The sequence below is a fragment of the Faecalimonas canis genome, from assembly GCF_054601575.1.
On record NZ_BAAHSI010000005.1, the window covers coordinates 1 to 19,795 of the forward strand.

23 protein-coding genes are annotated in these 19,795 nt (G+C 36.0%); 2 read left to right on the forward strand and 21 right to left on the reverse strand.

Annotated features, from left to right (window positions below):
* Nucleotides 1-452 precede the first annotated feature (452 nt).
* The 14 genes from ACYPXO_RS01285 to ACYPXO_RS01350 all read right to left on the reverse strand — a co-directional run bounded on the left by ACYPXO_RS01285 (nucleotide 453) and on the right by ACYPXO_RS01350 (nucleotide 10,465).
* Nucleotides 453-1,472 (reverse strand): PDDEXK nuclease domain-containing protein, encoded by a 1,020-nt coding sequence (locus ACYPXO_RS01285; protein WP_459638918.1) that lies wholly within the window; start codon nucleotides 1,470-1,472, stop codon nucleotides 453-455.
* A 56-nt stretch (nucleotides 1,473-1,528) separates the two neighbouring features.
* Nucleotides 1,529-2,323, reverse strand: coding sequence for a hypothetical protein (locus tag ACYPXO_RS01290; protein ID WP_459638986.1), 795 nt, complete (start codon nucleotides 2,321-2,323; stop codon nucleotides 1,529-1,531).
* On the reverse strand, nucleotides 2,242-3,681 hold the full coding sequence (locus ACYPXO_RS01295) for an SPFH domain-containing protein (protein ID WP_459638919.1): 1,440 nt from the start codon (nucleotides 3,679-3,681) through the stop codon (nucleotides 2,242-2,244). The genes ACYPXO_RS01290 and ACYPXO_RS01295 overlap by 82 nt, the downstream gene beginning before the upstream one ends.
* Before the next feature lie 14 nt (nucleotides 3,682-3,695).
* Nucleotides 3,696-4,583 carry a zinc ribbon domain-containing protein gene (locus tag ACYPXO_RS01300; RefSeq protein ID WP_459638920.1) on the reverse strand — a complete coding sequence of 296 codons (888 nt, stop codon included), beginning with the start codon at nucleotides 4,581-4,583 and terminating at the stop codon, nucleotides 3,696-3,698.
* A 28-nt stretch (nucleotides 4,584-4,611) separates the two neighbouring features.
* Nucleotides 4,612-4,824: a helix-turn-helix domain-containing protein gene (locus ACYPXO_RS01305; RefSeq protein ID WP_459638921.1), complete on the reverse strand. Its 213-nt coding sequence runs from the start codon at nucleotides 4,822-4,824 to the stop codon at nucleotides 4,612-4,614.
* Nucleotides 4,825-5,021: 197 nt separating this feature from the next.
* The gene (locus ACYPXO_RS01310) at nucleotides 5,022-5,396 is read right to left on the reverse strand and encodes a TnpV protein (RefSeq protein WP_459638922.1); all 375 of its coding nucleotides are present in this window, start codon (nucleotides 5,394-5,396) and stop codon (nucleotides 5,022-5,024) included.
* Between the two features lie 17 nt (nucleotides 5,397-5,413).
* Nucleotides 5,414-6,844, reverse strand: coding sequence for a MobA/MobL family protein (locus ACYPXO_RS01315; protein WP_459638923.1), 1,431 nt, complete (start codon nucleotides 6,842-6,844; stop codon nucleotides 5,414-5,416).
* A gap of 187 nt (nucleotides 6,845-7,031) precedes the next feature.
* A complete protein-coding gene (locus ACYPXO_RS01320; RefSeq protein WP_459638924.1) occupies nucleotides 7,032-7,292 on the reverse strand; it encodes a hypothetical protein in 261 nt (86 codons plus the stop codon).
* A gap of 105 nt (nucleotides 7,293-7,397) precedes the next feature.
* Nucleotides 7,398-7,631 (reverse strand): hypothetical protein, encoded by a 234-nt coding sequence (locus ACYPXO_RS01325; protein ID WP_459638925.1) that lies wholly within the window; start codon nucleotides 7,629-7,631, stop codon nucleotides 7,398-7,400.
* Nucleotides 7,628-7,756, reverse strand: coding sequence for a hypothetical protein (locus ACYPXO_RS01330; protein WP_459638926.1), 129 nt, complete (start codon nucleotides 7,754-7,756; stop codon nucleotides 7,628-7,630). The genes ACYPXO_RS01325 and ACYPXO_RS01330 overlap by 4 nt, the downstream gene beginning before the upstream one ends.
* A complete protein-coding gene (locus ACYPXO_RS01335; RefSeq protein ID WP_459638927.1) occupies nucleotides 7,729-8,871 on the reverse strand; it encodes a helicase RepA family protein in 1,143 nt (380 codons plus the stop codon). Before ACYPXO_RS01335 ends, ACYPXO_RS01330 begins: the two co-directional genes overlap by 28 nt.
* The gene (locus ACYPXO_RS01340) at nucleotides 8,861-9,196 is read right to left on the reverse strand and encodes a plasmid mobilization protein (RefSeq protein ID WP_459638928.1); all 336 of its coding nucleotides are present in this window, start codon (nucleotides 9,194-9,196) and stop codon (nucleotides 8,861-8,863) included. Before ACYPXO_RS01340 ends, ACYPXO_RS01335 begins: the two co-directional genes overlap by 11 nt.
* A complete protein-coding gene (locus ACYPXO_RS01345; RefSeq protein ID WP_459638929.1) occupies nucleotides 9,186-10,277 on the reverse strand; it encodes a site-specific integrase in 1,092 nt (363 codons plus the stop codon). The genes ACYPXO_RS01340 and ACYPXO_RS01345 overlap by 11 nt, the downstream gene beginning before the upstream one ends.
* Nucleotides 10,277-10,465 carry a LysR family transcriptional regulator gene (locus ACYPXO_RS01350; RefSeq protein ID WP_459638930.1) on the reverse strand — a complete coding sequence of 63 codons (189 nt, stop codon included), beginning with the start codon at nucleotides 10,463-10,465 and terminating at the stop codon, nucleotides 10,277-10,279. Before ACYPXO_RS01350 ends, ACYPXO_RS01345 begins: the two co-directional genes overlap by 1 nt.
* Before the next feature lie 179 nt (nucleotides 10,466-10,644).
* On the opposite strand from ACYPXO_RS01350, the gene ACYPXO_RS01355 reads away from it, so the two are divergent.
* Together ACYPXO_RS01355 and ACYPXO_RS01360 are read left to right on the forward strand one after the other, a co-directional pair.
* Nucleotides 10,645-11,175: a helix-turn-helix domain-containing protein gene (locus ACYPXO_RS01355; RefSeq protein ID WP_459638931.1), complete on the forward strand. Its 531-nt coding sequence runs from the start codon at nucleotides 10,645-10,647 to the stop codon at nucleotides 11,173-11,175.
* A gap of 32 nt (nucleotides 11,176-11,207) precedes the next feature.
* On the forward strand, nucleotides 11,208-11,792 hold the full coding sequence (locus tag ACYPXO_RS01360) for a hypothetical protein (protein WP_459638932.1): 585 nt from the start codon (nucleotides 11,208-11,210) through the stop codon (nucleotides 11,790-11,792).
* Nucleotides 11,793-12,234: 442 nt separating this feature from the next.
* Here ACYPXO_RS01360 and ACYPXO_RS01365 read toward each other — a convergent pair whose 3' ends face one another.
* The 7 genes from ACYPXO_RS01365 to ACYPXO_RS01395 form a co-directional block, all read right to left on the reverse strand.
* A complete protein-coding gene (locus ACYPXO_RS01365) occupies nucleotides 12,235-13,587 on the reverse strand; it encodes a hypothetical protein (RefSeq protein WP_459638933.1) in 1,353 nt (450 codons plus the stop codon).
* Nucleotides 13,571-15,184 (reverse strand): hypothetical protein, encoded by a 1,614-nt coding sequence (locus ACYPXO_RS01370; protein WP_459638934.1) that lies wholly within the window; start codon nucleotides 15,182-15,184, stop codon nucleotides 13,571-13,573. Before ACYPXO_RS01370 ends, ACYPXO_RS01365 begins: the two co-directional genes overlap by 17 nt.
* A gap of 13 nt (nucleotides 15,185-15,197) precedes the next feature.
* Entirely contained in the window at nucleotides 15,198-15,938 is a 741-nt protein-coding gene (locus ACYPXO_RS01375; protein WP_459638935.1) for a hypothetical protein, read from the reverse strand.
* A 5-nt stretch (nucleotides 15,939-15,943) separates the two neighbouring features.
* On the reverse strand, nucleotides 15,944-17,284 hold the full coding sequence (locus tag ACYPXO_RS01380) for an N-6 DNA methylase (RefSeq protein WP_459638936.1): 1,341 nt from the start codon (nucleotides 17,282-17,284) through the stop codon (nucleotides 15,944-15,946).
* Nucleotides 17,262-17,516, reverse strand: coding sequence for a helix-turn-helix domain-containing protein (locus tag ACYPXO_RS01385; RefSeq protein WP_459638937.1), 255 nt, complete (start codon nucleotides 17,514-17,516; stop codon nucleotides 17,262-17,264). The genes ACYPXO_RS01380 and ACYPXO_RS01385 overlap by 23 nt, the downstream gene beginning before the upstream one ends.
* A 369-nt stretch (nucleotides 17,517-17,885) precedes the next feature.
* Entirely contained in the window at nucleotides 17,886-19,316 is a 1,431-nt protein-coding gene (locus ACYPXO_RS01390; protein WP_459638938.1) for a MobA/MobL family protein, read from the reverse strand.
* A gap of 187 nt (nucleotides 19,317-19,503) precedes the next feature.
* The gene (locus ACYPXO_RS01395; protein WP_459638939.1) at nucleotides 19,504-19,764 is read right to left on the reverse strand and encodes a hypothetical protein; all 261 of its coding nucleotides are present in this window, start codon (nucleotides 19,762-19,764) and stop codon (nucleotides 19,504-19,506) included.
* Nucleotides 19,765-19,795 lie beyond the last annotated feature (31 nt).

Below are 19,795 nucleotides of genomic sequence, written 5' to 3' on the forward strand. Positions count from 1 at the left end.
AACAGACTAAAGTCCATAAAAGAAAAATCTCTGAAAAACCTTATAAATTAAGGCTTTCCAGAGATGTATCAACTATTCGAACTCGACAATTACTAATCAATTTTGTTTAGAGATTATTCGCTGTCGTGTTTACATTTCTTTTGATTATTTGATTTATCCATATTATCCTGCCTATACAAGCTAATGTTATCATTTTGTTATCGGCATTGATAACACGCGCTCTGTAACTGTGAATAATAGCAATATGTTCCGACTCAAATTATAAGCGGTTTTGCTTAGAAAATCAATTATTTGTTTCTGTATCTTCAACCTATCTTCAATAAGATTTTTCTTTAGTACCTCAATCGTCTCTCGGTTCTTTTTCAAAAGTTTTAATTGTCTGTACGCTTTTTTCTTAATATTATTAACCTTTTGATTTTCGGCACTTCCTGTCTTATCAAATTTTCTCTTCACTATTCCAATATCTTCAACCTCTTCGCAATTTCCTCCGGATTAGGTAACATTGCTCTCATATCGTCCGGCAACGTACTCCTCAACTGATATGTTGCCACTCCAATAGGCGCACCTGTCTGCTTCAACGCATATTCCACATATGTTTTATCTTTGCTTTTGCAAATAATAATTCCAATAGACGGATTTTCCTCTGGCAGTTTCACCTGTTCGTCTAGTGCTGTTAAATATAATTGCATTTTCCCAGCATACTCTGCCTCGAATTCACCTATTTTTAATTCTATAGCAACTAAACTTCTAAGCCTTCTATGGAATAGCAAAAGATCTATATATAAGTCTCTATTTCCCGCCATCAAATGATACTGATTGCCCACAAAGGTAAAATCACCGCCCATTTCAATCAAAAATGCCCTAATATTATTTACCAATTGAACTTCCAGTTCATGTTCCGAATACTCCGGTGATAGATCTGCAAAATCAAACATGTATTCATCTTTTACAGCCAGCTTTGCCTGTATTCTCCGATCTTCTGGCAACGTTAAATCAAAATTCGTCTGATTCAGCAAATACTTTTCATAGGTTTTCGCTTCGACAAAATTAATTAAAATCCTTTTTGTCCAACCATACCGCTTTGTCATTTGAATATAAAACTCTCTTTGTAAATCATCCTTACACTTTTCCATAATGATGATATTATTGCTCCAACTAATTTCTCGCACCAGTGGTGCGAGTTTTGCAGAATCACGATATGTTAAATAAAAATTACGCATTCTCCAAAGATTTGCTGTAGAATATCCTTTGGCTCCTGGAAATTCTTTTTGTAACTCTTTCGCCAACACTTGAACAATGGATTTTCCCCAGCCATTTTCTTCTTGCTGTCTATAAATTTCCTCGCCAATTTCCCAGTAAAGATTTATCGTTTCAGAATTTATAGTCTTTATAACTTGATACTGTTTTTTATGAATCAATTCTTTTATTTCGTTGATTACTGCCCCATATTCCATTACATCTGTATTTTCCAAAATTATCCTCTCCAACTCTCGCACCAGTGGTGCGAGAAATTTAACCTATCCTTTTTCTACACTTTCTTAGCAATCTTAAGATCAAAAAACCTTTGCTTCGCTTGCTTCAATTCCTGATATCTCCCCAACCATTCTTTTCTAAGTTCTGCTTCTTTAATCACATTCTCCATTGTACAATTCTCAAAATATGGAATATTTTTTTGCGAAAAATATTTTTTACAGTAATAATCATACAATTGTATCACTTGTTCTTGACATCTATCTGTTTCATATTGAAAATCAAATTTGCTTAGAACATGTTGCAGATCATCCCGAAACTCAAAATAGCCCTCCGGTATCTCACAATTCGCTATCTCATTATCAAACATAACGGGGATAAATACATTGTCTATTCCCACCTGTTTTAGGCTTTCTTTAAAATACAAAAATAAAATTTCTGCAGCAACTTGATTTTTACTATTCCTCGCAATATATCCATACGTAGATATCAAATCGGTATATACTCCCTTCTCTTTCTGTGTCATATATTTTTCATTGTCTCTTTTGGAAACTTTCTCCAAACTCAAAAAATTCTCATAAGAAATCTCCTTTTTTAACAATACTAGGGTGGGTTTAATAACTGTTTCTTTTAATTTAACCCGATTATCTCTTCTGCGTTTCATTTTAGAACCCAAGTATGGTATTAACAATGAAAAAAGAACCAGTATTATTTCTAAAGCATTAGAATACAAATTATCCCAAAACCATTTTATAAATTCACTCATTATTTCTACTGATCCACCCCTGGAACTGGTGGCATTACATTTGAAAGTGCTTCTTTTAACTCCTTCACGCTTCCTGCCTTTACCCATTCAGCCATTCCAGCCTTCCATACCAGACTATCTTTTGTAAATTGTCCTGCTCTCTCTTTTTTCTTCTTTTCCTCCTTTTCTCTAGATACCAGACTATCTTTTGTAAATTGTCCTGTCACCACCATTTGTTCTAAAGTGTTTAAATCGAACGGACCTGTAGCTTGTCCATTAACAGCGACATGATAAGCCGTTGTCGGAACTGGTGGCGGTGTCATATTGCCATTCATCGGTTGATTTATTCCACCCATCATATTATTCATTGCCCCAGCAATATTCTGTCCAACTGCACCACCAACTGCCATGCTTGCCATCATAGCAGCCATATCGAATCCATCTCCACTACCATTTCCACCTAGATTTATTTTACCTGCACCATTTACCCCCATCTGTCCGAGCGCTTCTGCACCTGCAATACCAACTTCTGCTTGCTTTTCAACTTGGAAAGCCCCCAAATTTGAAGTCTGCGTTTGCTTATGCTGAGCATACTGCGCTTCTTCACGCTGAATACGTAAACTTTCTCCATAATGCTCAACTTCAATACGCTGCCTATCTGCAATATCTTTAACTTTCGCAGCAGTTTCTGCCTGAACAGTTGCAGAAGTAACATCTTTTGTAATACGCATAAGTTGCCTATATCCATCACTTGATTTATCAAGTTCAATAGCAGCCACATCAACTCCCGAAACATCAACTCCGAAATCTTCCTTTAATCTTTCTCCAATGTATAATTCCACCAAATCATTGATCTGTGCCGTTTTAGTTTCAATCTGTACCAATGGAATATTGTTTGTTGCTGGTGCATTCGCAACGGTATCTTTTACATATCGTATTACAGTATCACGAATCTGTCGCTGAAAATCATCAAGACTAAAGTTATTCAGCCTATGTAACTTAATGAATTCTCGGTAATCATCAATCTTAAAACTAATTGTACCTCGAACTGCTACCGGAACACCAAAGTCATCAAATCTAGGATCATACACATCAAAAAAAGGCACACCAAATCTAACCTGTATAATCTGTGCAAGATTTATAAAATATACTTCAGCTTGAAAAGGAGTTCCTCCATCATAAGCTAATCCTACTATGCTTGCAAGTACGGGAAAGTTTGCTGTTTTTATTGTTTGATCAAATGGACCAACAATAAAATCCTGCATTGCACCATCTTTTTGTTTATATACGAACACAGCAACTTCGCCATCCTTTACACGCAAAGAAGATCCCCAGCGAATTGCGTTTTCTCTTTTATTATCTCCTTGCTGTGATCCTACTGGATGCCACTTCCAAATCAAATACGAAGGTTCATCACAGCGGATTTCATCGATAAAGCCTCCGTGCTTATTTTTCCCAAACAACATTATATTTCTCCTCCTTATTTCTTAAGAGTGGTTGTTACCAAACGTATAATAACAATTATCAAAGTGGCGCCTCCTGTAAGAACCATCATCGAACCATTTTCGAAAAATGTTTCTTGCAAAAGAGTTCCTAATAACAAGGCAAATAATCCGCATACAACACCAATTCCAACTTCAATAAATGCTTTAGATTTTTTTCCTATCATAAAAGCACCGGCAATCATTATTGCGCCACCCCCAAGATGAAAAACTGATGTGTTTGAATATGTAAAAATATCTAAGAAAAATGCTATAATAAAAATAATCAATCCACTCCACAAACCAATTGTATGTAATATAGCATTGGCGAATGCACCCTTCTTTACATTTTGCTTTGACAGCCTAATTTGATTACAAGTTTGTTCATATACACTTTGTATTTTTGAAAAATCTTTATCTCCAGAAAATAATAATTTTGCTTTTTGATAACTTTGTTCTATCTTGGTAAACCATGCATCTGAAACATCTTTTTTTATTCCATTATCAGATAAACTTTGCTCCGCATTAAAATTTGTCGCTGCAAGAATTATAAATTCAAGAACATCCTCTTTTGTATTGGGAATAGGAAAGCTACGTATAACACTAATTTTTTGTGCATCTGTTTCAGCATTTGCAATTCTTAATGCAAATTCGTGTATAGATTGTGAAGATTTTGCCCCTCTAACTTCATATCCACAAGTAGGGCAGGATGAAGCAAAAGATTTTAAAACCTCCCCACAATTAGGACATTTATGCATTTCCCCCTCAAAAAATGTCTTCCTTTGACTACTCATATTATCCGGTATATTATTTGTAGTCATACCACAACTCGAACAAAATTTAGCACCTTCCATAAGTTCTTGTCCACAGTTAGTACAAAATGCCATTTCTCTTTCCTCCATCAAAATATAATATTTACTCTGTCTCTACACGTACTGCGTCACAGATATCCCCAATATTGCAATCGAAATACTCACATATCCGCAAAAGAATAGATAAAGCCACTTCCTCATTTCTCCGCAACTTTGTCATTGTTCCACATGCTATATTCAAATCTTTTCGAAATGTAGCCTGTGAAATATCGTTTTCAACAAGCATTATCCAAAGTTTTTTATAACTTATCCTCATAATATTTTTATCCTTAACTATCTTTCCGGTTGCTTAGTCATTTTCCATGATATACGTTTTCTATCATCATTTCAATATGTTTCATCAATTTTACATTTGTTTTCACCAAGAACTCGATAATCCTTAATAGCCTGGAAAATAAATGGTAATTTTAGAAAAATAGCAGAGAAAATTTACTCTCTCTGCCACCTTTATATTTACACATGAATCAATTCAATATCTACAATCTCCCTCGCACACGCCTGTATATTGTTCATTCTCGCTACCCATTCCATCTGATTTTCTGCTTTTAACTGTTCTGTAATGCCCTGTGTCTGTTTCATCTGCTCTACAATCCTTTCAATACGTTCCTGTGCCTGTTCTTCTATATCTGCAAGATAACTATTCAGCCTGCCACTTGTAAGCAGAGTAATATAAACCGCTCTCTTATGCTCTTTCAAATACCGTAAATGTCTTTGTCCCCATACGCCGATAAATCTTGGCTCTTCCTCCAGCAAGGCAAGACAGGGGATAAGATAATCCCCATGTCTCATATAAGTGCCGCCCATTTCTTCAAAAATTGTTTTCTTCATAATCGTTTCCACCTTTCTTATCGTTCTCTATCCATAGATTTTTTCTTAACTGACCGTTTCGGCTGCTGTCTGCCTTCCTGTTGATAACGGTGCAGCTTTTCCAGCACACTCGCTTTTTTCGGCTTTTCTAATGGATTTTCTTTCTTCTGCTCCGTCTGATTTTTCCATGCTCTCAGCTCTTCATTGTATTCCATGATTAGTGTTTCTGCCTTGTTATAGACCTTCTGAAAGGCTTGCACATTAGGATACCCTTCTCGCTTGACGATTTGCTCCATACTCTTGTGCAGACGCTTTTCCAAATCCTCTAACAATTCAATTTTCCCCTCCAAAGATTTTCGCTCTTTGCCTTTAAATAGTCCTCGTAACTGTGACAGTTGCTTTTTCAAAGAAGAAATATCCTGCTGTGTGCGTTTTATCTCCATGGACTGTCTCTGCAATTCATACATGAGCTTCTGCATATCTTTCCATTCCTGCAAGTCAATCTTTGGTACAGGTTTAGGCGGTAGTTTAAATTTGAAAATTACTTCCTGTAAAAAATCTTTCGCACCTCGGATAATCTGACGGAACATATCCGGCAGCCAACCGTGTGTCCTGATAGATTGCAGCGTTTTGTCTGTGATTTTTTCCTGCTTGATCTTCAAAATATCTTCTTCGGGAACGCCCTCGACTAATGCCACATCAACTGTCCGATTCCATTCCTGCCTTGCCGCATTGTCCTCCTTTATCTCCTCTGCCTTCGGATTGTTCTTTCCGATTTTCTTGGTTGCCAGATATACGCCGCCCTGTTGGAATACGGATAGTTTTTCTGATTCCTCTTTTACATATCGGTTGATCGTATCAGTAAACAGTTCTTTAACTTCTTTGATAAATGCTTTGTTCTTAAACCATTCATCCTTTTTCGTGAAGATATGGCTTTCATAAACTTCCCCTTTGGGGATGATACTGCATCCCGCCCGAAGATTGCCCTGCTCATCCAAAATCTCTTTCTTTGTGCGTCTATGCTTCCCCTGCTCATCATAAAACATATTTCGGGTAGCAATCTTTACTTCGGGCTGTTCCAATATTTTACGTTCGCTGAATACCAGATGAATATGATAATTCGTCTTTGTCTTGTTGTGATGAAGAGCAGCGATGCACTCCATGCCATATCTTTTATGAAAAGTCTCCGCAAAAAGCCTTACCACATCCTCTGCCCTGTACTGAACAAAACTTTCGGGAAGTGCAATGATAAACTCACGCCCCTCAATACATTTCCCTGCTGATCCGCTCGCCTTAAAATCCAACTGATTTTCTCTTGCAAGATTTTTCCAAAACTCCGGTGTTGCTCCTTCTGTCCGATAGGTCGCATAGAGATATTCCTGACGTTTCGGATTGGAGATATAATCAATCCTTCCCGCCACATCGGACAGCTTACTTTGTCTGATAAATGAATGTCTGCCTATAAGCATCCCCCTTTCCTCGGCTCTCGCCGGCTTTACTGTGAGTAGGTGCATAGGCACCTGTTTACGAACTTATCTGCCTATCGGCAGCATAGCTCCCGGCAGGGCGAAATACGCAGAGCATAAACGAAGTTTGTGCGATGGGTGTATTTCGCTCTCAAACGCCGAGGGCTTGTTTTTGTTTAACAAAGTCCGGTTACTTCTCGGACTCATGCTTAGATTTATGGGCGTATCCGCCCTTTTTCTCTGCCCGTATCCGGGCTGCTTTTTCTATGACTGACAGAAGATGATCTACGGTACTTTCTTCCCATCCGGCAAGCCATAGCAAGGTTTTTTCTTCTGCTTTTGTCAGTTCCACTCCTGCCAGTACCTTGTTCATTTTTTGTATCTGTCTGCCCTCCATCTCATAAAAGAAATCATTCACATTTCTGCTTTCTCTTTCCGGCTGCTTTAACATCCGCCTCTCTCCCTTCTGCTATAAATTTGAATTTATATCCACTTCCTGCCTTGTCTGTTATTTACAGGGGTGTGCCACGCCCCTGTCCTTATCATCAAAGAAGAATTACCAACGGAAACTCTCCGGCACTCCTCGCCTATCCAGATATTCTTTTCTTGCCTGTTCCCGTTCTTCCTCTGTGGGTGCAGTTTTTGATTTTCCAAACAGGTCACGCATGACCATTCTGTCCATTTTTTTCTCCAACTCTTTCTGGATTTCTTTCTCGCAACTCTCATCTCCCATCAGGTGAAATCGGAGCAGCTGCATAAATAACTCCTGTGATATTTGCACATTTCTCATCGTATCTCATCCTTTCCGTGACGGTATGTGACAGTTGTGACGGTTATTTCCATACCGCCCCCGCTGTCAAAAATACCGTCACAACCGTCACCAACTGTCACGCTGTTTCTGTATCGTCTTTCCAAAACCGTATTTTTCTTCCATCATGGGTGCGGGTACTCTGATAATAAATGCCATGCTCTTCATACAATCGCCCTGAAAGAATATTCAGTTTTCGTGTGATGACATGGGGCTGAATTTCCACCTTTATCAGCGAAACCAGTTCCGTTGCTGAGCCTTCCCAAAAGGATTTATCCTTCATAACAAGTTCGTCAATCTCATCCAGTAAAGGCTCTGGCGGTTCTTTCCATAATTCAGTTTCTGCCCTTTGCAGCTCCCACAATAACGTTTCTGTATTGCGGATAAGATATAGCTTTTGGTCTTGCTGATCCCTACCCGATACTTCCAAAGTTGCGGCATTGCCTGTCCGTTTCTCTTTTTGAAGGAGAAACGCCCCATCCGCTGCACCAAGCAATCCGCTTGTTCCTGAAATCATATCAAACTTATCATCCGCAGTCTGTTTCCTTGTGTGGTGTACGAGCAGGATACAAAGACTGTGGGCGTCTGCAAAACTTTTCAGTCTTGCCATAATCTGATAATCATTTGCATAGCTGTAATTATCTCCACCAACCTCACGCACCTTTTGAAGCGTGTCAATAATAATCAGTTTCGTGTCCATATGCTCCGCCACAAACCTTGCAAGCTGTTCATCCAATCCTTTTCCTAACTGGCTGGCAGAAACAGAGAAGTACAGGTCTTCTGCACTCTCTGTTCCAAACATTCGGTACAAACGTTCCTGCAAACGGCGGTAATCATCTTCAAGGGCAAGATACAGCACCGTTCCTTTTCGGGTGGTATAATTCCAAAGCGGTCTGCCTGTACTGACGTGATAGGCAAGCTGTGCCATCAGGAAACTCTTTCCCAGTTTGGGAGAACCTGCAAAAATATAGGTGCCGGGATAGAGCAGACCGTCGATCAACGGCGGCTTGCTCTGATATTGGGTGTCAAACAGTTCATTCATGGAAACTGCTTTGAGATAGGAGGGGTCTAAACTCAACTGCATTTCTCTCTGCATTTCCTCAAAACTCTTGATATTTTCCTCGTACTCGGATATACTACTTTTAGTGTTTTTGAAAATTGGCTGCTCCGTATCTGCGCCAACAGATACATTCGGGGCAGTCTTTTCTTTTTTATTCTCCATTTTCATTCTCTCCTTTCAAACCGCCAAGAATAATGGCAATCAGTTCAATGATATTCATCAGTTCCTCATCCACGCTGCTCCCCGCTTCAATCCTCTTTAACTCTGCAAGGACAGCAGCAAGTTCTAGTTTGAGTGCCTTATACACTCTCGGATTGCCCTGTACCACCACATCCTGATTCAGACAGCGGCGGTAACAGTATTCCTGTTTCGGCAGTCCCGATAAGGCAACCGCCTTGTTGATACGTTCATTTTCTTCGGGAGATACCCGAAATCCTACTGTGATATTTCTCCATCGGTTTTTGTTATCCCTGTTCTTAGCTGACATTTGCAATCTCCCCTTTCCCTAAATCATCTAATCTATCTGCCATTTCCGTCTGTTTTGACGGGAATAGATGAGCGTACTGATAAGTGATGTCAATGCTTTCATGCCCCACACGGTCTGCAATCGCCACCGCCGAAAATCCCATATCAATGAGTAAACTGATATGGCTGTGCCTGAGATCATGAATGCGGATACGCTTTACGCCTGCGGCTTCTGCCCCTCTGTCCATCTCGTGATGAAGATAACTTTTTGTGACTGTAAAAATGCGGTCTTTCTTCTTCAATCCGTAGAGCATCCCAAGATATTCCTGCATTTCCTCACAAAGAAACTTCGGCATTTTGATTATGCGGTTGCTTTTCTTTGTTTTCGGTGTGGTAATCACATCTTCTCCGTGTAGCCTCTGATAAGATTTGTTAATTCTGACTGTTTCTTTCTCAAAATCGAAATCCGCTGCGGTTAGTGCAAGCAATTCCCCTTCTCGGATACCGCACCAGTAAAGCATTTCAAAAGCATAAAAGGAAACTGGCTTGTCCATCATCTCAAAAGAGAACTTCTTGTATTCTTCCTTTGTCCAAAACAGCATTTCCTTGTGTTCCTCACTTCCCATATTTCCCACCTTTGCGGCAGGATTGGAACGCAACTCATAATAACGTACCGCATGATTAAATATGGCTGACAGTTGATTATGCAGCGTTTTTAGGTAGGTCTGTGAGTATGGCTTTTTCTTCTCATCCCGATAGGCAAGCAGTTCATTCTGCCATGCGATAATCTCCTTTGTGGAAATCTCGCTGATTTTTAACTTGCCAAAATACGGAAGTATCTTCGTGCGGATGATATGCTCCTTTGTCAACCATGTGTTTTCTTTCAGCCTGTTTTTTACATCTCGGATATACAGCTCGGTAAAAGCCTCAAAGCTCATATCCATATCTGAAGAAGTCTGTAATTGAAACATCCGCTCCCAGTCCTGTGCTTCTTTCTTGGTAGCAAAACCGCGTTTGCATTTCTGCTTACGCTCTCCTTTCCAGTTCACATACCTCGCCATCACGTACCATGTTCCATTGGTTTCATTCTTAAATACCGGCATTACTTTTCCTCCTTTCCTGCTCCGTAGAGCCTTTCATAAAAATACTGGCGGTTCACACGCCCTGTAATCGTAATAAAGCCTTTTTCTTTCAATTCCTCATTCAACTGTCGGATTAACTTATAGGCATAAGGCTTTGATACGCTTAGTTCCTGTGCCACTTCTTCGGCACGAATAAATTTGTTCTCCATACATTGTCCTCCTTTTTTCTAAACTTATTTGCTTAATTTTAAACTCATTATACTAAGCATATTTGTTTGTGTCAAGTGGTTTTCGGGAAAATATTAAACTTTTTTGTTTTGTATTATCTTGACTTCGCCTAAACATATCTGCTATACTAATTACACTACATATACAAGGAGCGATGATTATGGCGATTGGAGAAAGAATACATTTTTTCCGCATTCTGCGTGGAATGACACAAAAATATCTTGGTACGATTGTCGGCTTTCCTGAGCGAAGTGCCGATGTACGTCTAGCACAATATGAAACAGGAACAAGAAAACCGAAAGCGGAACTTACTGCTGCACTGGCACAGGCACTTGATGTTTCCCCTCATGCCCTCGATGTCCCCAACATTGACAGCTATATTGGGCTGATGCACACTTTGTTTACCCTTGAAGATTTATATGGGCTGACTGTCAGCAAAGCAGACGGAGAGGTCTGTCTGAAAGTCAACAAGGACAAAGGGAAAGACGCACACGAACTACTGAAAATGCTCTATGCTTGGAAAGAACAGGCAGACAAGTTATCTTCCGAAAAAATCAGTAAGGAAGAATACGATAACTGGCGTTATCACTATCCGAAGTTCGATACCTCTCAAGTGTGGGCAAAAGTGCCATCACAGGAACTTAGTGACGCTTTAGTTGAAATGTTCAAAGACCACCTTATCGACAAATAACACTCTAATAACACCGTAAAAGGAGAATAAACATGACACCAGCAGAATGGCATTCAACACTTTTCCAATGCATTGGAACTACCGTAAGCTTTTTAGCACTAATAGCGTCTATCGTTGCTGTTATTTTGACTTACAAAAATTTATCTGAAATGAAAAAACAATTAAACGAACAACAAAAACAATATTTTGAACAAAATCGTGGAAATCTTATTTTTTATGTTCAAAAAAGTGCAATTGGGGTAACACATGATTTGATTATCAAAAATTTTGGTAACTCCCCTGCAAAACTTATATCACTAAAAATATCTCCCGATTTAGATTGGTCAAAAATAGGACATTCCGATGTAAGCGAATTTAACATCACAAGACTAAGCAACATATTCCTTGCACCTCAACAACACGTCGGCACTATTTTTGATTTTACAGATTTCAGCGAGACAGAGTTGACTGTTGAAATACATTATTCTACTTGTGGTAAAGAATTCACCGAATCATATAAAGTAGATTTGAACTATGTACATAAAATTCTTTCACTCGAGCCAGACATTAAGGATGAGTTATCTGCCTTGAAAAATATAAACAAATCAATAAATTCTCTTTCAGATAAATTTATATAATAAAAATAAAAAAAGCCCCTAGCCATGAGTTTTATACCCACAGCTAAGGGCTTTCTAATATGGATTTATTTGTTGCACAACCGCCTGTCAATTATTCTTTAACCATAAAACCACCGGATTACAAGAATAATGGCTCTTATGCAACTGTTATCAATTTGTTATCAAAAGGCTTTTGAAAGTGCCGCAAACCCGCATAAACGCTGGGTTTACTAAGCATTTTTGTTTATTCGAATTCGGGTGCGGATAGGATAATCTAGGTACTTTTCAGTACATATTTGTGTCATTTTGTATTCATATTCTCTGAATTTTATCTGATATTTTTCTCATGCTAAATTATTAGAGCCAAAATAGAGCCATATGGATTAGTGTTTTCTGTCATACAATAAACTCTATTTCTCATCACATCAAGCAGTATTCATATGTTTTATAATAGTAAATTTAATTACCAATTTTTAAAAATATCTTTTATTACATATTTCAATTTCTTTTCATAATCCTCTATTGAAGAAATATCGAATGCATAAAATGGAACATCTAAGATTCCATCAGAACCACCTATTATCCCCTGTTTATATTTTAATTGTGTTCCTTGAAAATTTTTCTCAAAATTTACTTCGTTTGAAAAGCAGCCAATATGAATAAATGCATCAAAAAGATTATTTCCACTATTAATTATTTTTTCTCTACATTTTTTATTTGTAATCTGAATCTCTTTATCAGACAATGTTTTTTTACATTCTATAGCTATTAGTTTTGATATTCCTTGAATCTCCACATTTACAATTACATCTATTTCTCTCTCATTCTTTTGATCTTCATTTGCGAAAAAATTAAATCTATTTCCAGACATAATCTGCATGACAGTATATGGTGAAAAATCTGTTTTTTTAATAATTTCTACCGTAAAATCTTCAAACCAATTTTTTAAATAATATCCCATTAAACTTGGTTTAAATGTATAAACATATTCTTCTACTTTACCATCACTTGGCATCTCATCATGAAGACATAGAATTTCTTTATTATTAGAATTAATATTATATTTCCAATACGGTGAAAAAAATTTACTTACTTGATTAATTTGAACTGATATTATATCTCCACTCGAAAGTGTTTTTTCTTGAAACATAACTTCTTTATAAAACTTTTTTTTAAAATATCCATCTCTATCAATTTTTTTAAAAATATTCATAAACTTAGAAAAATATTTTCTTATCAAGGTTTTTTCAAGAAATTCTTGACTTTGACACCCTCTTGTCATTTCAGCTTTCTTAACTATATATTGTTTTAATTCTAGCCACCGTATATTCTCAGTTACACTAAATTCTATATCATTTTCGCCACAATAATTTTTTAATTTTTCTACAAACGCAGAAAGAGCATTAAGGGAAAAAGCTTTAATAACTATGTATATTTTTTCTTTAACTATGCTAAATCCCAATATCATTATTTTCTCGGCACAATTCAAAGCATCCATTTCGCTTATTTTAACAAATTCAACATACTTAGTTCTAATGTCATGAAATAGACTTTCATCATTTGGATTCTGATCTTCTTCATACTTTTTTATGTAATATGTCAATTCTTTCGGTATATCTAAAACAAACTCTAATTCAGGGACAATTTCTTCTAGAAAAAATCTTACATCTAAAGGTTCATAATCTGTTACATGTATTTCAATTTGATATTTTATCATTTCCCCTTTTTCACTTTCCACCAACGCAAATGAGAATTCACCAATAGAAAATATCGAATTTTCGTATGTCCCTTCAAATACTTTAATTTTCTTCTGCATTATTACTCCTTTTATTTAGAATCTCAAAATATGAATCTATACTATCATATTTTTTCTCGGTATCATAAATCGCTCTAAAAAGCATATCAACTGTATTTTCATCATAAAAAACCAGTTTATCACCTACTACTATATCTATTTGCTCTTCTATAACAGGATATATCACATATAACAGAGCATCTTTTTCCCTTTTATCTACCATACCTCTATATCTTTTTTCGAGGTCACGTAAACTAGGATTATCTGTACAGACAACAAAATATTTTTTCTTTATATTCATGCTCTCTGTAATATATTCTCCTCTTTTTTTACTCTGCGAAATTATATTTTCTCCCGTCTTTACTAATATTTGTTCCAATATTTCACACAACATAGTTTTTTTAGAAATCGATGTTGACTTTTTCCATTTTAATATCCAACTATTCATTTCACCCTGAAACGTTTTATTCGATTCGATTTTCCCATTATCTTTTTTTATTCTTTGTGGCTTATTTCTAAACTGGTCAAGAACTTTCATTATAGTTTGTGTATAACCTCTATAATTTGTCTTAGTTTTTACCAAGGCATCCTCATTAACTAATTCTAATATATCATCCACATATTCTTCTAATGAAATCGCATAATATTTTTGGTATCTTTTCAAAATCATTTTTAGCAACTTATTAACTTCATTTTCCGATGAAATATCAGATATTTGATAAGTTAAATTAGCTTTTCTTGAAACAAATGCTGGATCATCCATACTTTCCGTTTGATTCTCTGCCGAGATACTCTCTGCAAATACAAAAAACAAATTTCCAAAAGTATCAATATTATCAGTAAACAGTTTTATGTCTTCATATAAACTTTTTCTTGCAGCATTGCTTTTCCAAGAAAAAACATGTTCATATTCATCAAAAACAACTACAAGATATTCTTTTTTTTCTTCCAAATAAACTGAAATCAATTTAATTACATCATAAAAGAATTCGCTAGACAAATCTTTACTTTTACAACCAAAAGTTTTTAAATATGAAGGCAAATAATTACCTTTAAGTATGGCAATCGCTTGAACTTGTTTCGAAATATCCTCGCTTCGAGCTGCTTCATATAATATTAGTGAAAGATTTGTGCCTACACTATATTTTTCACTAATAGAAAGTAATACAGCATCTTTTTCATCAGATAACGCATCATTCATAGCTGAATCAACTAAAAAAGTTGCACATTCTTTCAACTTCTTTTGGCTAATACTTTCCAAAATTTTTTTCTTTAAATCTGTTTCTTCTTGTTTCAAAGATACTTTTCTAGCAATTACATTCTCATATTCATTCAAAAATGTATATATCATTCTTATAAAATGCGATTTACCATTACCATAGTTACTTTTTAAAAAGATAACTTCTAAACCTTTAGATTTATTCTCATCAAAAAAATCACAAAACTTTTCTACAATTTTCTTTTTCAAATCATCTTGATTAACTAAAAAAGATGGGTTTTCAGGAGCCGTCCCCATAGAAAAATGTTTTAATTCAATCCCTATTTCTTTCATATTCAATGTACTAAATTTATCATTAAACATAGATTTGCACTCATTTGCAGATATATTTTTTTTCACAATATTTGCCTCCCTATACTAAATTAGTCTTTATTCTCAAATGTGTATAATAGTCTCCATTTATCTTGTAAACTTTATTTCGAGTTGCCCAAGCTGGCATCATAAGCAATTCAATTTTGAACTTTTCTTTTCCATTCATCACTAATCGTTCTAAAAAAAATACAACATTATATGATTCGTCCATTTTTTTTAATTCCTGATCAACATCTTCCAACGCAATTTCTTTTCCAAAACTTTTTGCCAAGCTTAAGTATGCGTCTTGCAAAAAACGTTCGCTTCCATCCTTTCTCGAATCTCTTTCTAGTTTTAAAATATCAACAATCTTTAATAAATTTACAACAGGTCGTATCCATCTAATTAGATTTTGTCTTTCAAGTTCTGGCTTTTGCTTTTTTAAACTATCTACGATTTTCTGTAAATCATATGTCTTTTCTTGCTGAACAGTACATTTTATAGTATCAAATTCTACATTTTTACATTCCAAAACGCACTCCAACAATATCTGTTTTAAATAAGATTTTCGTTTTTTTAACTTTAATACATCATAATTCAAACAAATTTTCCCATTCCAAGTATCAAATAACCCAATATTAGCAAGATTACGCCTGTAATGATGCTGTACTTTTTCCTTTCCTTTTACAATTGATATTATTTTATCTACTTCAGCAACAGACATTCCATTTTTTAAATTAGATAATATCATCCAATATTCTTCTTCTCTATTTGGTAAGTGAGCATAAGATGACCATGCCATTTGTATCACCCTTTCATTTTTATCGCTTCATTTAACTCTTCTAAAAGATTATAAAATAAGATGTCTTTATTCACTCTACCCGGTCTACTTAATAACGCTTGGTACTTATTTCCAAAATAATCTTGTATATACTGATCTGGAACAAATATATATATATTATATAATTCTTTAAGAGTTATATATTTACTACATGACCCTTTTGCTATTCCTTTAAGCTGCGCTTGACCGAATTCAGATGCTAAAAATAATGTTAAGTAATACGGATTTATATTTTCACTTTCTATCGCAAATAAACAATCGCTAAAAAACATTTTAGGATATTGCTTTAATACTATTCCTACCTTCCCAATACATCCTTGCCCTACTCTACCAATTAAAATATTTTCTTTATAAAGTACAGATTTTTTCAAAACCCCTTTATAATCATTTACATATTGCTTATGTTTATTACTAATATACAAATTCTTTACATCCGTTGTATGAATAAATCTAGTCCCTTTATCAGAAATTATATCTTTGTTTTTGGTAATAGACTTCCCTCTTCTACAAGTCTTTATATAACTTTCTAATGCAACCTTTTTAAATTTAGAACAACACGCAAAATCATTCTCCAATAACTGCTGATATTCTAAATCCCATCTCTTAGTTTCAGCTGTTATCACTGTATGTTTATTCAATAATTCATATTTATCTGATAAATATTCAACCGTTATTTTTTCTTGGATATCTATCTTATTCTTTTTATTTTTTTTCATTAAAATCAAACAAGTGTCAGCATCAATATGATCAAAACAATTGTTAAAAATCTTCATTATTTTTAATATCGTTACTTTTGATAAAATTTTTATTCGAAATTCTTCGTATGCATCCAAAGATAAAAAACCATAAGGTAATATAATACAAATGAACCCATCCTCTTTCACAATCTCAATATATTTCATAAGAAAACGCATTTCAATTGGCAACGATAGTTTTTCATTATTTACTAAAAATTCTCCTTGATCATAAAAATTGAATGGTGGATTTGCTATTGCTAAATCAAATCCTTTTCCATTTACTATTACATTATATCCATTCCAGCTTTCTATATTCGGAGACAAACTATCTCCTAAATATGTATGAATATAAGGGCTACTTACATTAATTTTCTCTATCAACGTTTCATCTATATCTGCACCATATAAAGTCGCTGTTCTCCATCTTTTCCTTGCCTCTTCTAACAAACCACATTCTCCCATTGATAAGTCCACTACTGAACAAACAGAGGCATCTGGAACAATATTCACCATATATTCTGCTAATCTATTAGGAGTAAAATATTGTTTATATTTTCTTTTTTGACTCATTTTTCCCTCCTGTTTTTATTCCTTCACATGGTTTAAACAATAAATATGTATCTATTGCTAAGGCATCAGCAATTTTTTGAACATTCTCCAATGCAATACTCCTCTTTTTGCATTCTATAGCACTAATATATGTTCTATGTAATCCCGTCATTTCTGCAAGTTTATCTTGTGACAATCCTCTATTTGTACGATACATTTTCACATTAGATGCAAATACAGTTATTATATCCATATCCATAATCCTCCATAATTAATAATACGTTCCTGAATACAATAAGTCAACATATTTCCTCTATAGTCATCAACATATTTCCTCTATAGTCATAATTTTTTACAGTATCGAATTAAGAGACTCTAAATAATCAACTGAGAGCAATTACTCAATCGCCATCCATTATATTGTTTTAACAGTTGCATCCACTCCATTTGCCTGTAACAATTATATGTAAATATTTTTTTTATCTACAATCTTCCATGCACACATCTATATATTGTTTATATTACCCTCCATTCTATAGTATCATCATTTTTTAATCATTATATAATTCCTTGTACTTGCTTTTCTATATCAACTAATTAACCATCCTATATTCTACCTTTCTTATCGTTCTCTATCCATAGATTTTTTCTTAACTGACCGTTTCGGCTGCTGTCTGCCTTCCTGCTGATAGCGGTGCAGTTTTTCCAGAACGCTTGCTTTTTTCGGTTGTTCTAATGGATTTTCTTTCTTCTGCTCCGTCTGATTTTTCCATGCCCGCAGTTCTTCATTGTATTCCATAATTAGCGCTTCTGCTTTGTTATAGACCTTCTGAAAGGCTTGCACATTAGGATAACCTTCACGTTTTACGATCTGCTCCATACTCTTGTGCAGACGCTTTTCCAAATCCTCTAACAGTTCAATTCGCCCTTCCAGAGATTTTCGCTCTTTGCCTTTAAATAGTCCTCGTAACTCTGACAGTTGCTTTTTCAAAGAAGAAATATCTTGCTGTGTGCGTTTTATCTCCCTTGACTGTCCCTGCAATTCATACATAATCTTCTGCATATCTTTCCACTCCTGCAAGTCAATCTTTGGCACAGGTCTTGGCGGTAGCTTAAATTTGAAAATCACTTCCTGTAAAAAGTCTTTTGCACCTCGGATAATCTGACGGAACATATCCGGCAGCCAACCATGTGTCCTGATAGATTGCAGCGTTTTGTCTGTGATTTTTTCCTGCTTGATCTTCAAAATATCTTCTTCAGGAACACCCTCAACTAATGCCACATCAACTATCCGATTCCATTCCTGCCTTGCGGCATTATCTGCTTTTATCTCCTCTGCTTTCGGATTGTTCTTTCCGATTTTCTTCGTTGCCAGATAAACGCCGCCCTGTTGGAATACGGATAGTTTTTCTGATTCCTCTTTTACATATCGGTTGATCATATCGGTAAACAGTTCCTTGACTTCTTTAGTAAATGCTTTGTTCTTAAACCATTCATCCTTTTTCGTGAAGATATGGCTTTCATAAACTTCTCCTTTGGGGATGATACTGCATCCCGCCCGAAGATTGCCTTGCTCGTCTAAAATCTCTTTCTTTGTGCGTCTATGCTTCCCCTGTTCATCATAAAACATATTTCGGGTTGCGATCTTCACTTCGGGTTGTTCCAACATTTTCCGTTCACTGAATACCAGATGAATATGATAATTCGTCTTTGCCTTATTGTGATGGAGGGCAGCACTGCATTCCATACCATATCTTTTATGAAAAGTCTCCGTAAAAAGTCTTACCACATCGTCTGACCTGTACTGAACAAAACTTTCGGGAAGTGCAATAATAAACTCACGCCCTTCAATACATTTCCCTGCTGATCCACTTGCCTTAAAGTCCAACTGATTTTCTCTTGCAAGATTTTTCCAAAACTCCGGTGTTGCTCCTTCTGTCTGATAGGTCGCATAGAGATATTCCTGTCGTTTCGGATTGGAGATATAATCAATCCTGCCTGCCACATCGGACAGCTTGCTTTGTCTGATAAATGAATGTCTGCCTATAAGCATCCTCCTTCCTCGGCTCTCGCCGGCTTTATTGTGAGTAGGTGCATAAGCACCTGTTTACGAACCTATCCGCCTGTCGGCGGTTTGCTCCCAGCAGGGCGAAATACACAGAGCATAAAACTTTAGTTTTGTGCGATGAGTGTATTTCGCTCTCAAACGCCGAGGGCCTATTTTATTTCGCACAATCCGATTACTTCTCGGACTCACGCTTAGATTTATGGGCGTATCCGCCCTTTTTCTCTGCCCGTATCCGGGCTGCTCTTTCTATGACTGACAGCAGGTGGTCTACGGTACTTTCTTCCCATCCGGCAAGCCATATTAGAGTTCTTTCCTCTACTTTTGTCAGTTGCACACCTGCCAGCACCTTGTTCATTTTTTGTATCTGCCTGCCCTCCATCTCATAAAATAAATCATTCACATTTCTGCTTTCTCTATCCGGCTGCTTTAACATCCGCAACACTCCCTTCCTGCCTTATCTGTTA

What these genes read in the sequence shown, in the direction of transcription:
- ACYPXO_RS01290 (WP_459638986.1), bottom strand. Translation starts at nt 2,323, where the DNA reads ATGGGTAAAGGCAGGAAGCGTGAAGGAGTTAAAAGAAGCACTTTCAAA.
- ACYPXO_RS01295 (WP_459638919.1), bottom strand. Translation starts at nt 3,681, where the DNA reads ATGTTGTTTGGGAAAAATAAGCACGGAGGCTTTATCGATGAAATCCGC.
- ACYPXO_RS01300 (WP_459638920.1), bottom strand. Translation starts at nt 4,583, where the DNA reads ATGGCATTTTGTACTAACTGTGGACAAGAACTTATGGAAGGTGCTAAA.
- ACYPXO_RS01305 (WP_459638921.1), bottom strand. Translation starts at nt 4,824, where the DNA reads ATGAGGATAAGTTATAAAAAACTTTGGATAATGCTTGTTGAAAACGAT.
- ACYPXO_RS01310 (WP_459638922.1), bottom strand. Translation starts at nt 5,396, where the DNA reads ATGAAGAAAACAATTTTTGAAGAAATGGGCGGCACTTATATGAGACAT.
- ACYPXO_RS01315 (WP_459638923.1), bottom strand. Translation starts at nt 6,844, where the DNA reads ATGCTTATAGGCAGACATTCATTTATCAGACAAAGTAAGCTGTCCGAT.
- ACYPXO_RS01320 (WP_459638924.1), bottom strand. Translation starts at nt 7,292, where the DNA reads ATGTTAAAGCAGCCGGAAAGAGAAAGCAGAAATGTGAATGATTTCTTT.
- ACYPXO_RS01325 (WP_459638925.1), bottom strand. Translation starts at nt 7,631, where the DNA reads ATGAGAAATGTGCAAATATCACAGGAGTTATTTATGCAGCTGCTCCGA.
- ACYPXO_RS01335 (WP_459638927.1), bottom strand. Translation starts at nt 8,871, where the DNA reads ATGGAGAATAAAAAAGAAAAGACTGCCCCGAATGTATCTGTTGGCGCA.
- ACYPXO_RS01340 (WP_459638928.1), bottom strand. Translation starts at nt 9,196, where the DNA reads ATGTCAGCTAAGAACAGGGATAACAAAAACCGATGGAGAAATATCACA.
- ACYPXO_RS01345 (WP_459638929.1), bottom strand. Translation starts at nt 10,277, where the DNA reads ATGCCGGTATTTAAGAATGAAACCAATGGAACATGGTACGTGATGGCG.
- ACYPXO_RS01350 (WP_459638930.1), bottom strand. Translation starts at nt 10,465, where the DNA reads ATGGAGAACAAATTTATTCGTGCCGAAGAAGTGGCACAGGAACTAAGC.
- ACYPXO_RS01355 (WP_459638931.1), top strand. Translation starts at nt 10,645, where the DNA reads ATGGCGATTGGAGAAAGAATACATTTTTTCCGCATTCTGCGTGGAATG.
- ACYPXO_RS01360 (WP_459638932.1), top strand. Translation starts at nt 11,208, where the DNA reads ATGACACCAGCAGAATGGCATTCAACACTTTTCCAATGCATTGGAACT.
- ACYPXO_RS01365 (WP_459638933.1), bottom strand. Translation starts at nt 13,587, where the DNA reads ATGCAGAAGAAAATTAAAGTATTTGAAGGGACATACGAAAATTCGATA.
- ACYPXO_RS01375 (WP_459638935.1), bottom strand. Translation starts at nt 15,938, where the DNA reads ATGGCATGGTCATCTTATGCTCACTTACCAAATAGAGAAGAAGAATAT.
- ACYPXO_RS01380 (WP_459638936.1), bottom strand. Translation starts at nt 17,284, where the DNA reads ATGAGTCAAAAAAGAAAATATAAACAATATTTTACTCCTAATAGATTA.
- ACYPXO_RS01385 (WP_459638937.1), bottom strand. Translation starts at nt 17,516, where the DNA reads ATGGATATAATAACTGTATTTGCATCTAATGTGAAAATGTATCGTACA.
- ACYPXO_RS01390 (WP_459638938.1), bottom strand. Translation starts at nt 19,316, where the DNA reads ATGCTTATAGGCAGACATTCATTTATCAGACAAAGCAAGCTGTCCGAT.
- ACYPXO_RS01395 (WP_459638939.1), bottom strand. Translation starts at nt 19,764, where the DNA reads ATGTTAAAGCAGCCGGATAGAGAAAGCAGAAATGTGAATGATTTATTT.